General features: G+C 73.0%; 15 protein-coding genes. 10 read left to right on the top strand and 5 right to left on the bottom strand.

The window, feature by feature from the left end:
• Window positions 1–10 precede the first annotated feature (10 nt).
• Window positions 11–1,024 carry a ribosome small subunit-dependent GTPase A gene (gene rsgA, locus QMC84_RS07275; protein WP_300373341.1) on the top strand — a complete coding sequence of 338 codons (1,014 nt, stop codon included), beginning with the start codon at window positions 11–13 and terminating at the stop codon, window positions 1,022–1,024.
• Window positions 1,025–1,087: 63 nt separating this feature from the next.
• Here the strand turns inward: rsgA and QMC84_RS07270 are convergent, their stop codons facing one another.
• Window positions 1,088–1,525, bottom strand: coding sequence for a DUF2231 domain-containing protein (locus tag QMC84_RS07270; RefSeq protein ID WP_300373339.1), 438 nt, complete (start codon window positions 1,523–1,525; stop codon window positions 1,088–1,090).
• Between the two features lie 52 nt (window positions 1,526–1,577).
• Between QMC84_RS07270 and QMC84_RS07265 the strand changes: the two genes are divergently transcribed.
• Together QMC84_RS07265 and QMC84_RS07260 are read left to right on the top strand one after the other, a co-directional pair.
• Window positions 1,578–2,453: an inositol monophosphatase family protein gene (locus tag QMC84_RS07265; protein WP_300373338.1), complete on the top strand. Its 876-nt coding sequence runs from the start codon at window positions 1,578–1,580 to the stop codon at window positions 2,451–2,453.
• A gap of 95 nt (window positions 2,454–2,548) precedes the next feature.
• Window positions 2,549–2,980, top strand: a complete 432-nt coding sequence (locus tag QMC84_RS07260; RefSeq protein ID WP_300373336.1) for a CBS domain-containing protein — start codon at window positions 2,549–2,551, stop codon at window positions 2,978–2,980.
• A gap of 42 nt (window positions 2,981–3,022) precedes the next feature.
• Here QMC84_RS07260 and QMC84_RS07255 read toward each other — a convergent pair whose 3' ends face one another.
• On the bottom strand, window positions 3,023–4,063 hold the full coding sequence (locus QMC84_RS07255) for a PP2C family protein-serine/threonine phosphatase (RefSeq protein ID WP_300373334.1): 1,041 nt from the start codon (window positions 4,061–4,063) through the stop codon (window positions 3,023–3,025).
• A gap of 33 nt (window positions 4,064–4,096) precedes the next feature.
• On the opposite strand from QMC84_RS07255, the gene QMC84_RS07250 reads away from it, so the two are divergent.
• On the top strand, window positions 4,097–4,465 hold the full coding sequence (locus QMC84_RS07250; protein ID WP_300373332.1) for an FKBP-type peptidyl-prolyl cis-trans isomerase: 369 nt from the start codon (window positions 4,097–4,099) through the stop codon (window positions 4,463–4,465).
• A 73-nt stretch (window positions 4,466–4,538) separates the two neighbouring features.
• Here the strand turns inward: QMC84_RS07250 and QMC84_RS07245 are convergent, their stop codons facing one another.
• Window positions 4,539–4,790 (bottom strand): RNA-binding S4 domain-containing protein, encoded by a 252-nt coding sequence (locus QMC84_RS07245; RefSeq protein WP_300373330.1) that lies wholly within the window; start codon window positions 4,788–4,790, stop codon window positions 4,539–4,541.
• Between the two features lie 4 nt (window positions 4,791–4,794).
• A complete protein-coding gene (locus QMC84_RS07240; protein WP_300373328.1) occupies window positions 4,795–6,057 on the bottom strand; it encodes a DUF445 domain-containing protein in 1,263 nt (420 codons plus the stop codon).
• Between the two features lie 45 nt (window positions 6,058–6,102).
• Here QMC84_RS07240 and QMC84_RS07235 point away from each other — a divergent pair, with 45 nt between their 5' ends.
• The 6 genes from QMC84_RS07235 to QMC84_RS07210 all read left to right on the top strand — a co-directional run bounded on the left by QMC84_RS07235 (window position 6,103) and on the right by QMC84_RS07210 (window position 13,142).
• Complete coding sequence (locus QMC84_RS07235; protein ID WP_300373326.1) at window positions 6,103–6,501, top strand: adenylyltransferase/cytidyltransferase family protein; 399 nt, start codon at window positions 6,103–6,105, stop codon at window positions 6,499–6,501.
• Window positions 6,502–6,609: 108 nt separating this feature from the next.
• Window positions 6,610–8,241 (top strand): MXAN_6640 family putative metalloprotease, encoded by a 1,632-nt coding sequence (locus QMC84_RS07230; RefSeq protein WP_300373324.1) that lies wholly within the window; start codon window positions 6,610–6,612, stop codon window positions 8,239–8,241.
• A 104-nt stretch (window positions 8,242–8,345) separates the two neighbouring features.
• Complete coding sequence (locus tag QMC84_RS07225) at window positions 8,346–9,668, top strand: amino acid permease (RefSeq protein WP_300373322.1); 1,323 nt, start codon at window positions 8,346–8,348, stop codon at window positions 9,666–9,668.
• A 151-nt stretch (window positions 9,669–9,819) separates the two neighbouring features.
• Window positions 9,820–10,602 carry a ceramidase domain-containing protein gene (locus QMC84_RS07220; RefSeq protein WP_300373320.1) on the top strand — a complete coding sequence of 261 codons (783 nt, stop codon included), beginning with the start codon at window positions 9,820–9,822 and terminating at the stop codon, window positions 10,600–10,602.
• 203 nt (window positions 10,603–10,805) lie between these two features.
• Window positions 10,806–11,216: a hypothetical protein gene (locus QMC84_RS07215; protein WP_011755146.1), complete on the top strand. Its 411-nt coding sequence runs from the start codon at window positions 10,806–10,808 to the stop codon at window positions 11,214–11,216.
• 18 nt (window positions 11,217–11,234) lie between these two features.
• Complete coding sequence (locus tag QMC84_RS07210; RefSeq protein WP_300373315.1) at window positions 11,235–13,142, top strand: hypothetical protein; 1,908 nt, start codon at window positions 11,235–11,237, stop codon at window positions 13,140–13,142.
• Window positions 13,143–13,148: 6 nt separating this feature from the next.
• On the opposite strand, the gene QMC84_RS07205 is transcribed toward QMC84_RS07210, so the two are convergent.
• Window positions 13,149–13,397: a hypothetical protein gene (locus tag QMC84_RS07205; RefSeq protein WP_300373312.1), complete on the bottom strand. Its 249-nt coding sequence runs from the start codon at window positions 13,395–13,397 to the stop codon at window positions 13,149–13,151.
• Between the last annotated feature and the right edge of the window lie 89 nt (window positions 13,398–13,486).

The raw sequence follows: 13,486 nt of genomic DNA, 5'->3' as shown, positions 1-13,486 counted from the left end.
CGAGCACGCGATGAGCCCCAAGTCGACCGGCCGGTACTCCGAGCACGACGTCGAGCACTACGACCGCCCGCGCCGCCACACCCGCCCGCGCACCAAGGAGCGCCCGACCTACGACGACGCCGTCGACGGCGTCGTCGTGACGGTCGACCGCGGACGGTTCACGCTGCTGGTCGAGGACCGCACCGTGCTGGCGATGAAGGCCCGCCCGCTGGGCCGCAAGGGCGTCGTCGTCGGGGACCGGGTGCGGGTCGTCGGCGACACCTCGGGCGACGACGGCTCGCTCGCCCGGATCGTCGAGGTGCGCGAGCGGGCCACGACGCTGCGGCGCACCGCGGACGACGACGACCCGATCGAGCGGGTGATCGTCGCGAACGCCGACCAGCTCGTGGTCGTCATCGCGCTCGCCGACCCCGACCCGCAACCGCGGCTGATCGACCGCGCCCTGGTCGCGGCGTACGACGCCCGCATGCAGCCGCTGCTCTGCCTCACCAAGGCCGACCTGCGGGACCCGGAGACGCTGCTGCACACCTACCGGTCGCTGGGGGTCCCGTGGGTCGTGACCCAGCGGGGCGGGGACCTCGGCGAGCTCCGCGACCGGCTGCGCGGGCGGACCAGCGTGCTGCTCGGCTCGAGCGGCGTCGGCAAGTCCACGCTCGTCAACGCCCTGGTCCCGCACGCGCGGCGTGACGTCGGCGTCGTCAACGCCGTCACCGGGCGTGGCCGGCACACGTCGACGTCAGCCTTCATGCTCGCGCTGCCGGAGCGCGGCGACGGGCCGGGTGGCTGGATCATCGACACCCCCGGCATCCGCTCCTTCGGGCTGGCCCACGTCGAGCCCGAGCAGCTGATCGAGGCCTTCCCCGACCTCGACGAGATGACCGAGGACTGCCCGCGGGGCTGCACGCACGGCACCGACGAGCCCGAGTGCGGCCTGGACGAGGCGGTGGCCGACGGTACGGCCGACCCGGAGCGGGTGGCGTCGTTCCGCCGGCTGCTGGCCGCCCGGAGCGAGTCGGCGTACTGAGCGGAGACGCGTGGGCCCCGAGGGACCTTCGCAGCAACCGTGCCTCAGCAGATCAGTGGGGCATCAGCCCCAGACGGCGCGGGCGCCGGCGTCGCCGGTGCGGACCACCCAGACCAGGACCACGACCGCGGCGGCCGCGAGCAGCAGGTCCAGGACGACCCGGGTCACGCCGGTGCGGCGCGAGAGCCAGCCGGCGGCCAGCGCGACGACCCCGAACCCGAGGCTGATCCAGAACAGCTGCCGGGCCAGGTGCTGGTGGCGGAGCACCTGGGGGTTGGCCTGGATCTCGGGAGGTCGGGAGCTGAAGAAGCTGTTGCCGCTGTAGTACGCCGCGACGATCGACCCGACGCCGATCAGGGCGACGAGCAGCATCGGCCAGCGCAGGGCCCTCCGCCACCGGGGCAGCGCGACGTACGCGAGGGCCGCGACCGCGGCGAGCGCACCGAACACGACCGCGGCGTGCACGACCAGGGGGTGCAGCGGGAGCCCATTGATCTCCATGCACTTGTACACGGACCACCACGCCGGATCGTTCAGTCACTAGGGTGGCGATGTGCCGATCTCCACCGACTACACGGACGACCTGCGGCTCGCCCACGTCCTCGCCGACGACGCCGACTCCCTCACCGAGGCCCGCTACAAGGCCCTCGACCTCCACGTGATGAACAAGCCCGACCTGACGCCGGTCACCGACGCCGACCAGGCGGTCGAGGAGAGCATCCGGCGCACCCTGTCCCGGGTGCGCTCCCGCGACGCCGTCACCGGAGAGGAGCAGGGCTCCACCGGCCACAGCCAGCGGCGCTGGATCATCGACCCGATCGACGGCACCAAGAACTTCGTCCGCGGCGTCCCGGTGTGGGCCACGTTGATCTCCCTGGTGGTCGACGACCAGGTGGTGGTCGGCGTCGTGTCCGCCCCCCTGCTCCAGCGGCGCTGGTGGGCGTCGGTGGGCAACGGCGCCTGGACCGGCCGGTCGCTGCTCAAGGCGACCCGGTGCCAGGTCTCCGACGTGCGCCGCCTCGAGGACGCCTCGCTCGCCTACGCCTCGCTGCACGGCTGGGACGAGCGCGACCGCCTCGACGACTTCCTGTCCCTGATGCGCCGCTGCTGGCGCACCCGGGCGTACGGCGACTTCTGGTCCTACATGCTGCTCGCGGAGGGCGCGGTCGACATCGCGGCCGAGCCGGAGCTCGCGGTCTACGACATGGCCGCGCTGGCGGTGATCGTCAGCGAGGCGGGCGGCCGCTTCACGTCCCTGGACGGCACCGACGGTCCGTTCGGCGGCAACGCGCTCGCCTCCAACGGACATCTCCACGAGGCGGCGCTCTCCTTCCTCGGCTCGCTCCCGGACGACGAGGACGATCCCGACTCGCGGCGCACCGGCCCCGGCTCGGTCTCCGACCTGCGGCTGCACCGCCCCCGGGACTGACGCGCCGGCCGCAGGCTGGACGTGGGGTGTACGGGTGGCCGGACGACCAGTACGGTCTGCGCATAGGTCGGCCAGGACCCTACGGAGGTGCAGCGATGCGGATCGGCGACGTACTCAAGGCCAAGGCCAGTCACGAGGTCATCACCATCGGCCCGGATGCCGGGGTGCGCGAGCTGATCGCGAAGCTGGCCGAGCACAACGTGGGGGCGCTGATCGTCAGCTCCGACGGCACCAGCGTCGACGGGATCGTCAGTGAACGCGACGTGGTCCGCCACCTGCACAGCGACGGGACGGTCATCAACAACACCGTGCAGGCGATCATGACCGCCGTCGTCCAGACGTGCGACCGGGAGACCCAGGTCGACGAGCTGATGAAGACGATGACCGACCGCCGGGTGCGCCACGTCCCGGTGGTCGAGGGGGACCGGCTGGTCGGCATCATCAGCATCGGCGACGTGGTCAAGCACCGCATCGACCAGCTGGAGTTCGAGCGCGACCAGCTCGACAGCTACGTCCACCAGACCTGAGCAGCGCCGGGGATCCGCCTCGGGGAGAGTGCGGGACGCGGGTCAGCGACCCTCGCTCTCGGCGAGCACCAGCGCCAGGTCGTCGGCCATCCGCTGACCGCCCCAGGCGAGCAGCTGCGCCACCAACCGGTCCAGCGCCTCCTCGACCGTGCCCTCGCTGAGCTCGGCGGCGTGGTCGTCGAGAGGGAAGAACCGCCCCTGCCGGTCGCGGGCCTCGACCAGCCCGTCGGTGTAGAAGAGCATCCGGGCGCCGACCGGCCACGGGTGCTCGGTGAGGACCGGCACCGCTCCCAGCCCGAGCGGCAGCGTCGGCTCACCGGTGTCCGCGGTCGTCACGTCGGCGTCGACCACCAGGAGCGGTGGGTGGTGACCGCAGTTGGCCAGGGTGACCCGGTCGCCGTGGAACTCCCCCACGATGGCGGTCACGAACTCCTCCTCGCCCATCATCCGCGCCAACGTCTCGTCGATGCTGCGGGCCAGGTCGGCGACGTCGGGCGCGGTGAACGCGGCCGCCCGGAAGGCACCGAGCACCGCGGCCGCCGTCTGCACGGCCTCCAGGCCCTTGCCGCGGACGTCGCCGACGATCACGCGTACGCCGAACGGCGTCGCGGCCACCTCGTACAGGTCGCCGCCGACCAGGGCCTCGGCAGTCGCCGAGACGTAGCGCGCGGCGAGCCCGACCGAGCCGATCGCGGTCGGCATCGCCCGGAGCACGGCTCGCTGGGCGGTCTCCGCGATCACGGTCATCCGCTGCAGGCGGCCCTCCCGGTGCTCTCGCAGCGCGGCGCCCTGGACGGCGAGCAGCGAGAGCAGCAGGCAGAGCACGACCCGCACCGACCAGTCGAGGGTCCCGACGTTGTGGCCCCACTGGCCGGCCAGCAGCGCGAAGCCGACCGCGGCGACCCCCACCAGGGCGGTCCGCCGCGGCGAGGTGAGCAGGCTCGACACGATCGGGCCGGCGGCGAAGACCGCGATCAGCTGCACGTCCGTGCTCAGCGCGACGACGACCAGGACGACCAGCACCGCAGTGCCGAGGGCCAACCCCTGGTCGAGGCGCCGCCAGCGCTGCGAGATCGAGGTCACGGCCCGATCCTCTCAGGACCTAGGCTGGTCCACATGGACAAGCCCGAGATCGACTTCCCCGACTTCGAACCGCCCGCCGACCTGGTGGTCACCGAGATCACCGAGGGCGACGGCCCCGAGGCCACGGCCGGCGCGACCGTCTCCGTGCACTACGTGGGCGTCGCGCACTCGACCGGCGAGGAGTTCGACGCGTCGTACAACCGCGGCGAGCCGCTGCGCTTCCGGCTGGGCGTCGGCCAGGTCATCTCCGGCTGGGACCAGGGCGTGCAGGGCATGAAGGTCGGCGGCCGCCGTCAGCTCGTGATCCCGCCGCACCTCGGGTACGGCGACCGCGGCGCCGGCGGGGCCATCAAGCCGGGCGAGACGCTCATCTTCGTCGTGGACCTGCTGGCTGTGAGCTGAGGCTTGCGGGGTTCGGCTGTCAGCAGCCGGACCCCGCAACCGCTGAGACGCTCCCGCCGCCTCGCAGGACGTCTCACCAGGGGAGGTCGTCGCCCACGGCCTCGTCGTCCACGCGGGCGGCCGCGGGCCCCAGGGTGACCACGTCGCCCACCACGAGCTGGCGGCCGCGGCGCGTCTCGACCTCGCCGTTGACCCGGACCAGCCCGTCGGCGAGCACCGGCTTGGCCTCCGCACCGGACTCCACCAGGTTCGCCAGCTTCAGGAACTGACCGAGCCGGATCGACTCGTCACGGATCGGTACGTCGAAGGGCGTGGGCTCGGCCATGGGATCAGTGAACCAGCACGCTCGCGGCGTGGATGAGCACGCCCACCAGCCCGCCGACGATGGTGCCGTTGATCCGGATGAACTGCAGGTCGCGGCCCACGTGCAGCTCGATCCGGCGGGCGGCCTCCTTGCCGTCCCAGCGCTCGATCGTGTGCGTGATCACGGTGGTCACCTCCGCGCCGTACCGCTCGACGCCGAAGACCGCGGCGTCGGCGGCCAGCCCGTCCAACCGCTCGCGGAGCACCTCGTCGACGAGCAGCCGGTCGGCGAACCGGGACACCTCCTGGAGCAGCCGCTGGCGCACCGCGCCCTCGGGGTCGGTGAGTGAGGCCTGGAGGCTGCGCCGCAGCGCGTTCCACAGCGAGACGCTCGAGCTGATCACCTGCGGGTGGTCGAGCAGCCGCTGCTTGAGCCGCTCGGTGCGCTCCTGGGTGTCCGGGTCGTGCAGCAGGTCCTGGGCCAGCTGCTCGAGCATCGAGTCGAAGGCCTGGCGCGCGTGGTGCCGCGGGTCGTCGCGGATGTCCTCGACCCAGCGCACCAGCTCGCGGTGCACCCGCGTGGTCACCGCCTCGTTGAGCCGGGTCGGCGACCACCACGGCGCCCGCTCGCCCAGGACCTCGGCCACCGTCTCGGGATTCTCCACCAGCCAGCGGTGCATCTCGGTGAGCCCGAGGTCGACCAGACCGTGGTGGAGGTCGTCGCGGACCGTCTCCTCCAGCAGGCCACCGAGCAGCGGCGAGATCGGCTCGTCGCGGAAGCGCGGCACGAGCGCGTCGCGGATCAGCCCCTCGATGTGCTCGTCGCGCACCCGGTTCAGGACGATGACGGCCACGTCGGCGACCTCGTCGACCGCCCGCCGGGCGTGCTCGGGGCGAGAGAGCCACCGGCCGACCCGCAGCGAGATCGTCGCGGCGGCCACCCGGTCCCGGATGATCCCCTCCTGGAGGAAGTTCTCCCCCACGAACTCCTCCAGGCCGCGGCCGAGCTCGTCCTTGCGTCGCGGGATCAGGGCCGTGTGTGGGATCGGGAGCCCCAACGGGTGCTTGAACAGGGCGGTCACCGCGAACCAGTCGGCGATCGCGCCGACCATCGACGCCTCGGCACCGGCGTTGACGAACCCGAGGAACCCGTCCTGCTCGAGGGTCGCGACGTACACGACGGCGGCGAAGACCAGCAGCGAGACCGCGAGCGTGCGCATCCGGCGCAGCCCGCGTCGGCGCTGCTCGTCGGCGGCCGGGTTCGGTGTGATCATCGAGATGGTGGTCATCGCCCGACATCCTCCCCCACGGGTCCACGTGCCAGAATGCGCCGCATGCCTCGCACGGTCATCACCTTCGGCACGTTCGACGTCTTCCACGTCGGGCACCTCCGGGTGATCGAGCGCGCCGCGGCGTTGGGCGACCGCCTGGTCGTCGGCGTCTCGGCCGACGAGCTGAACCTGCGCAAGAAGGGCCGCGAGCCGGTCTTCAGCCAGGCCGAGCGGCTCGCGATCATCGCCGCCCTCAAGCCCGTCGACGAGGTGTTCGTCGAGGAGAGCCTCGAGCTCAAGCGCGAGTACATCCAGAAGTACGCCGCCGACGTGCTCGTGATGGGCGACGACTGGGCCGGGAAGTTCGACGAGTTCGAGGACATCTGCGAGGTCGTCTACCTGTCCCGCACGCCGGCGATCTCGACCACGGCGCTGATCGAGAAGATCTCCGGCGGCAGCTGACCTCCACGGCTCGAGGCCGGGCAGCGCCTAGGCTGGGGCACCGGACGGGGGCAGGTCCCGCGGCCGGGCGCAGCGCAGCGCCGTCACCTTTCGTTCTCGAGGAGGAAGATGCGTCGCTCGATCCTGGCCACGGTGGCCGCCGCCGGCCTGACCGTGGTCCTGGCCCTCGCCCTGGGCGTCTCCGTGCTCGCCACGGACCTCGTCCCGGCCCGCGCGGCGGGCCGGCCGGTAGCAGGCACGGTCGGCAGCGCCGATGGGACGACGCCGGACCACGCCGCCGGCGAGGTGCTCGACGCCGCCCGGAGCGCACTCGGCCTGGGCCCAGGTGCCGACGCCGGCCCCGGCGCCGGCCTCGCGGCCGGCGAGCTGCCGCGACCCCGTCGTACGGCCGCCCCGCGCCCCGACGCGACCCTCGCCCTGCGCGACCTCTTCCGCGCGCTGCCCGACCTGGGCGCCGACGACCGCCGCGCCGCACAGCGCCTCCTGGCCCGGCCGACCGAGGGCGCCGGCGACCCGCAGGGCGACGGCTACCTCGTCCCGGCGAAGCGGACCTGCCGCAACCACATCTGCATGCACTGGGTGACCAGCACCGCCGACGCGCCGCCGAGCCGGGCCTGGGTGGACACCAACCTGGACTTGATGAACAAGGTCTGGCGCACCGAGGTCAGGAGGCTCGGCTACCGCGCGCCCGTCAGCGACCGAGGCCGCGGCGGCAGCGACGCGCTCGACGTCTACCTCAAGGAGCTCGGGTCGCGCGGTCTCTACGGGTACTGCGTGCCCGAGGAGCGCGCGCCCGGCGAGAAGTGGCTCGCGTCGGGCTACTGCGTGCTCGACAACGACTTCGCCCAGGCCCAGTACGGTGCGCCGCCGCGACAGAGCCTGCGGGTGACCGCCGCGCACGAGTTCTTCCACGCCGTCCAGTTCGCCTACGACTACGGCGAGGACCCGTGGCTGATGGAGGCGACGGCGACCTGGATGGAGGAGCGGGTCGCGGACGACGTCAACGACAACCGGCAGTACCTGCCCTACGGCCAGCTCGGCTCGCCGGGCCGACCGCTCGATCGCTTCGACGCGCAGGGCTTCAACCAGTACGGCAACTGGGTGTTCTTCGAGTACCTCGGCCACCGCTTCGGCAACGGCGTGGTCCGCTCGATCTGGACCCGCGCCGGTGCCTACCCGGGCTCAGGGCACCAGTACTCGACGACCGCGGTCAAGGGCGTGCTGAGGAAGTACGGCGGCTTCGCGAGCGTCTACCGCTCCTTCGTGGCGGCCAACGTGTTCCCGGCCCGGACCTACGAGGAGGGCGACGCCTGGTCGGGCGCGCCGGCCACGCAGACCTGGCGGCTCTCGAAGGCCGAGCCGCGACACCGGGCCGACCTCCGGATCAACCACCTGGCCTCGCGCAACGTCGTGGTGCGCCCGGACCCCGGCCTGAAGGACGGGCGCTGGCGGCTCCGGGTCGTGATCGACGGTCCCGGCGACCGGACCGACCCGCGCGCCGCCCTGGTGATCCGGACCGAGCACGGCGTCGTGCGTCGGGCGGTCCGGCTCGACCCCGACGGCCGCGCGCGGACCGCGGTCGGCTTGGACAGCCGCAACGTCCGGTCGGTCACGGTGGCGCTGGTCAACGCCTCCACCCGGTTCTCCTGCTGGCACCGGACCACCTGGTCGTGCCAGGGGCGCGCCCGCGACGACGGGGCGAGGTTCACGGTGCGGACCGTGCTCCGCCGGAACGGCTGACCGACCCGGCCGACCGACCCGTGGGACCCGCAGCGGATCGGTCGGTACGGACCGACTCGGACCGGCGCTGCGGAAGGACGATCGGGACCCCCTAGATTGACGCCGTGACCCAGGCCCCCGGTCGGACGCAGTCCCTGACGCCCGACCCGCTGCCTGCCCACGATCCGCTGGCGGAGGGCGGCCTCGGGGTGCCGCAGGGTGCGGCACTCACCCTCGGGGCGGTCCTGGGCACCGGGGTGATCTCGCTGCCGGCCCTGGCCGCGCACGAGGCGGGTCCGGCGTCGCTGGTCGCGTGGCTGGCGCTGGTGCTGATCTCGGTCCCGCTCGCGAGCACGTTCGCCGCGCTCGGAGCGCGCTACCCGGACGGCGGCGGCGTGGCGACGTACGCCCGGCGAGCCTTCGGCGCCCGGGTCGCGACCCTGGTCGGCTGGTGCTTCTACTTCGCGATCCCGCTCGGCGTCCCCGCGGCGGCCGGCTTCGCCGGGGCGTACGTCGCGGACAGCGCGGGCGGCGGCCGGCAGACGCAGCTGGCGACCGCCGGGCTGCTGATCGGCGCGGTCGCGGTGATGAACTGGTTCGGGATCCGGGTCTCCGGCCGGGTCCAGCTCGGGATCGCGGCGACGTTGGCGGTGCTGTTGATGGTCGCGACGCTGGTCTCGCTCCCCCACGCCAGCACGGCCAACCTCACGCCGTTCGCGCCGCACGGCTGGGCGGCGGTCGGCTCCGCGGCGGCGCTGTTGATCTGGGCGTTCGCCGGCTGGGAGGTCGTCACGTCGCTCTCCTCGGACTACCGGCACCCGGCGCGCGACATCGGCCGCGCGACCACGATCGCGCTGGTGGTGATGGGCGTGCTGTACCTCGGTGTGGCCTTCGCGACCGTCGCCGTGCTCGGCGAGCACACCAGCAAGGCGCCGCTCTCGGACCTGCTGGTGCGCGGCTTCGGCGAGCCGGCCCGCGGGGTGACCAGCGTCGTGGCGGTGCTGCTCTCACTGGGCGCCATGAACGCCTACTTCGCCGGCAGCGCGCGGCTGGGCGCCGCCCTCGGGCGCGACGGGTCGCTGCCGGCGTGGTTCGCGCGCGGCTCGACGGCCGGTCAGGTGCCGCGCCGGTCGCTGGTCGTGGTCACCACCGGCGCGCTGGGCACCCTGGGCGTCATCGCGGTGACGGGCGTCCCCGTCGAGCGGACCATGCTGCTGGTCACCGGTGCCTTCAGCCTGGTCTACGTGGTCGGCACGGCCGCGGCGATCCGGCTGCTGCCGCCGCGCAGCTGGGTGCGTCGTGGGGCCGGCGTGGCGTTCGCCTCGACGCTGGTGCTGCTCGGACTCACCGGCCGCTACCTGGTGCCGCAGCTCGTGGTCGGCCTGGCCGCGGTCGCCTGGATGGCGTGGACGCGACGAGCCGGGCGCGCCGCTCCCGGCCCGGTGTGATCGTGGCGGTGGCCGCTGCGCCGTAGCCGAGCACCGGGCCGGGCGGCACCTCCGGCCCGACGGCGTACGCCGAGAGCGGCTCGACCGCGACGCCGGCCCGCGCCGCGCGCGTCCGGGCCGACCGGCAGGTCCAGGGCGACACACTGGGGCGGTGCACCCCCGGTCCCCGCGCTCCCGGAGCCTGCGCCCGCTCGCGCTCACGGCCGCGGTCGCGGCCGTGACGACCGGCCTGCTGGTCGTCGCGGTCGGGGCCGGCTGGCTGGGCCCGGACGTCGGTCGCGGCGACGACTTCTGCGAGGCGGCCCGGGACGGCTGGGTCAAGCAGCCCGCGAACACCTTCTCCAACCTGGGTTTCGTCGGCGCCGGCCTGGCGGTCGCCTGGCACGCCGGCCGGGTCCGTCTCCGCGGGCTGGCGACGCCGTACGCCTGCGTCGTGGTGACGCTCGGCCCGGCCAGCGCGGCGATGCACGCGACCCAGTCCGCGGCCGGCGGCCAGCTCGACCTGCTGAGCATGTACCTCGTCGCGTCCTTCGCCGCGGCGTACGCGCTGATGCGGCTGGTCGGCCAGGGTCCGCTCTTCCTCGCCCAGGTGTTCAGCCTGTCGGTCGCGGGCTGCGAGCTGGTCGGTCTGTGGTCGCACCGGGTGCCGGTGGTGCGGTACGCCGGCAACCTGGCCTTCGTCGCGCTCCTGCTGACCGCGATCGTCGTCGAGGTCGTGCTGTGGCGCCGCGCTCCGGCTCGCGGCCAGCCGCGCACCGACCTGCGCTGGGGCGCGGCGGCGCTGGCCGCCATCCTGGTCGCCTTCGCGATCTGGAACCTCAGCAAGGCGCTGTGGTGCGACCCGGACTCCCTGGTCCAGGGGCACGCCGGCTGGCACCTGCTCGACGCGCTGGCGGCATACCTGCTGTTCCGCCTCTGGGCCAGCGAAAGGTAAAGATTCGAGCCAGGGGTCTGGTCCAGCAGCCTAGACCGGTGGTAGACCGTGACCTGTATCACACTGTCGTGACTCGGCGCGGCGATCCGGAGGGAGAGAGTCGCAGCATGCGCTCGCATGCCGCGCTGGGGTGGCGGTCTGCTGGTGTGTGCACGCGCGTTCTCCTGTAGCGCCCTGGGAGGGGCAGACTAGGGAGTTCACAGATGTCCAAGCAGCTCATCCTCGCGCTCGGCGCGGGGGGTGCGGCCGCGGCGGCGGTGGTCGCCTCGGCGGCATCCATCGGCACGGTCGACTCGACCGATCTCGGTGCCGGCACCACGGTGGTCGCATCCTGCGACAGCAGCATCGACGTCAGCTACACGACGGCCTACAACGCCACGACGGGCGAGTACGACGTCTCGTCCGTGACGCTCGACCATGTCGCCGCTGCCTGCATCGGTCAGCGGGTCAAGATCGCTCTCAGCGACGGGACCAGCTCCTTGGCCGAGGCCGACGTCGCGGTCCCGGTCTACACGGGGCTCCTCGACGACCAGACGGCGGACTTCACCGTCAACGCTCCCGCTGCCGACGTCACCGAGGTCGCCGTCGTGATCAGCGGAACGACGACGCCGTAGCCCGCTGTCCGGCAGCCGGTGGTCGAGCTCGATACCCGACCGAGACGGCGCAGGTCCTGGCCGCGCCGCCTCTTCAGCCTGCTCCGGTGGGGGTTCCTGCTCGCCGTCCTCGCACTCAGCGTGCCGGGCCCCTTCGGCCCGGCCCGGCTGGGGGTCACGGTCGTCTCCGGACCGTCGATGCTGCCGACGTACGACCCCGGCGACCTGGTCCTGACCTGGCGCTCCGGGGCGTACCCGGTGGGGACGCCGATCGTGTACCGGATCCCCGACGGTCCAGGCGCGGGCCTGAACGTCGTCCACCGGGTCATCGAAGTGCGCCCCGACGGCACCCAGGTGACCCGGGGTGACCACAACGACCACGTCGACCCGTGGCGTCCGACGGACGCGGACGTCAAGGGTCGGGTGGTGCTGCGCGTGCCGCGCGGCGGGATCCTGCTCCGCTGGTTCGGGTCCCCACTGCTGCTCGCGATGATCTCCGGCCTGCTCGCCGGCGCCTCGGTGTTCGGGTGGGCGGGCCGGCGCGGGGGTCCCCCACCCCCGGGCGGTGGCGCCGGTCCCCCCCCCCGGCGTCACCGCCGAGCCGCGCCGCGCAGCAAGGTCGCGCTGCGGGTCACAGCCGGGGGTGCGGCGCTGGCCGCCGCGCTGACCGCGACCGGGGCCCACGCCGCCCCGATCGGGACCCTCGTGTCAGCCGACCTGTCCTCGTTCGAGGTGCCGAGTGCGTTGGCAGCCAACCCGGTCTCCTACGAACAGGTCCTGACCAGCGAGACCGCGCTGGAGTACTGCGCGACCGTGACGGTCACCAACCACTCCGACCAGGCGGTCGAGTGGGAGATCACGCTCAACATCTCCCAGCAGCCCTACAACGCCACCGCCGTGTCGTCGTCGTACAACGTGACCACGGTGTCCTTCCAGCCGAACCTGTGGCGGGTCAAGGGCGTCGAGTTCAACGCCGTGCTCGCCGCAGGTGGGTCCTACGTGTGGGGCTACTGCGGCACCCGCACGCCGCCCGACCTCGCCGAGGCGACCGCGGTCGCGACCGTCACCAGCTCGGGCGGTGGCCAGTACTGCGCGACCGTGGCCGTGACGACGCTCTCGACGGACTGGATCCGGTGGCGGGTGAGCATCGACCACGCGACCGTCGGCCTCACCGACAACAACTACTGGCTCGCCGCAGAGCCCACCAACGCCAGCAACGCCACGACGATCTCGTTCGACGGCGGCACCGGCACCTGGGTGGTGCGCGGCTCGGGCAGCAACGAGTACGTGCGGGCCACCAGCCCGGCCAGCTGGAGCTACTGCGCGCCGATGTCGGCGGCCGCCCCCCTCGTCGACGCGACGGTCAGCGCGACCGTGACCAGCTCGGGCGGCGGGCAGTACTGCGCCGACGTCACGGTCTCCACGCTGTCCCCGACGTACGTGAAGTGGCGCGCGACCGTCGACCACACGACCCCGGGACTGACCAACGGCGTGTACTGGCTCGGCGCCGAGCCGACCAACTTCTGGAACGCGACGAGCATCTCGTTCGGCTCGGGCACCTGGGTGCTCAAGGGCACGGCGAGCAACGAGCTGATCCGGCTCGGCGAGCCGGTCACCTGGGGCTACTGCGCGCCGACCAACCCCGACGCCGACCTCGTTGACGCGACGGTGTCGGCCACGATCACCAGCTCGGGTGGCGGGACCTACTGCGCGAACGTGACGGTGTCGACGAGCTCGACCGAGTTCGTGCGCTGGCGCGCGACCATCGACCACACCACCCCCGGGCTGACCGCGCCGACGTACTGGCTGGTCACCCAGCCGACGAACTTCTGGAACGCCACCAGCGTCTCCTTCACCGCGCTGACCGGGACCTGGGTGCTGCACGGGCTGAGCTGGAACGAGCTGATCAAGGCCGGCCAGCCCCAGACGTTCGGGTTCTGCACCTGATCTGCCTCAGCAGAAGTCCCCCTCGCCCGAGGCCGGGCCGTGACCACCGACAGCGCCCGACCTCGGCTCAGCGGCGCGGGCCCGCGCACAGCACGCGCAGCTGGTGTCGCAGCCTCGGGTCGACAGCAGCTGGGTGATGAAGCGGACGTGGTCGGCGACGTGCTCGCTGCGGAGCCGCCGGATCCACGGCACCTCCTCCCGCGGGCGCTTGACGGACAACCGTTGCGGGGACGGCCCCTCAGCCGCCAGAGTCATGCCTAGTTTGATCGTTTGGACCCGGCGATCGGGGCTGGACAGGTGCCCGAGAGGCAGGAGAAGCGCATGGAGCACCGGATCGGCTCGGT

Origin of the sequence: Nocardioides sp. (assembly GCF_030019515.1) — a bacterium.
GTDB lineage: Bacteria > Actinomycetota > Actinomycetes > Propionibacteriales > Nocardioidaceae > Nocardioides.
Note: the sequence above shows the minus strand (reverse complement) of the source record. Positions and strands in the feature narration are given on the sequence as shown.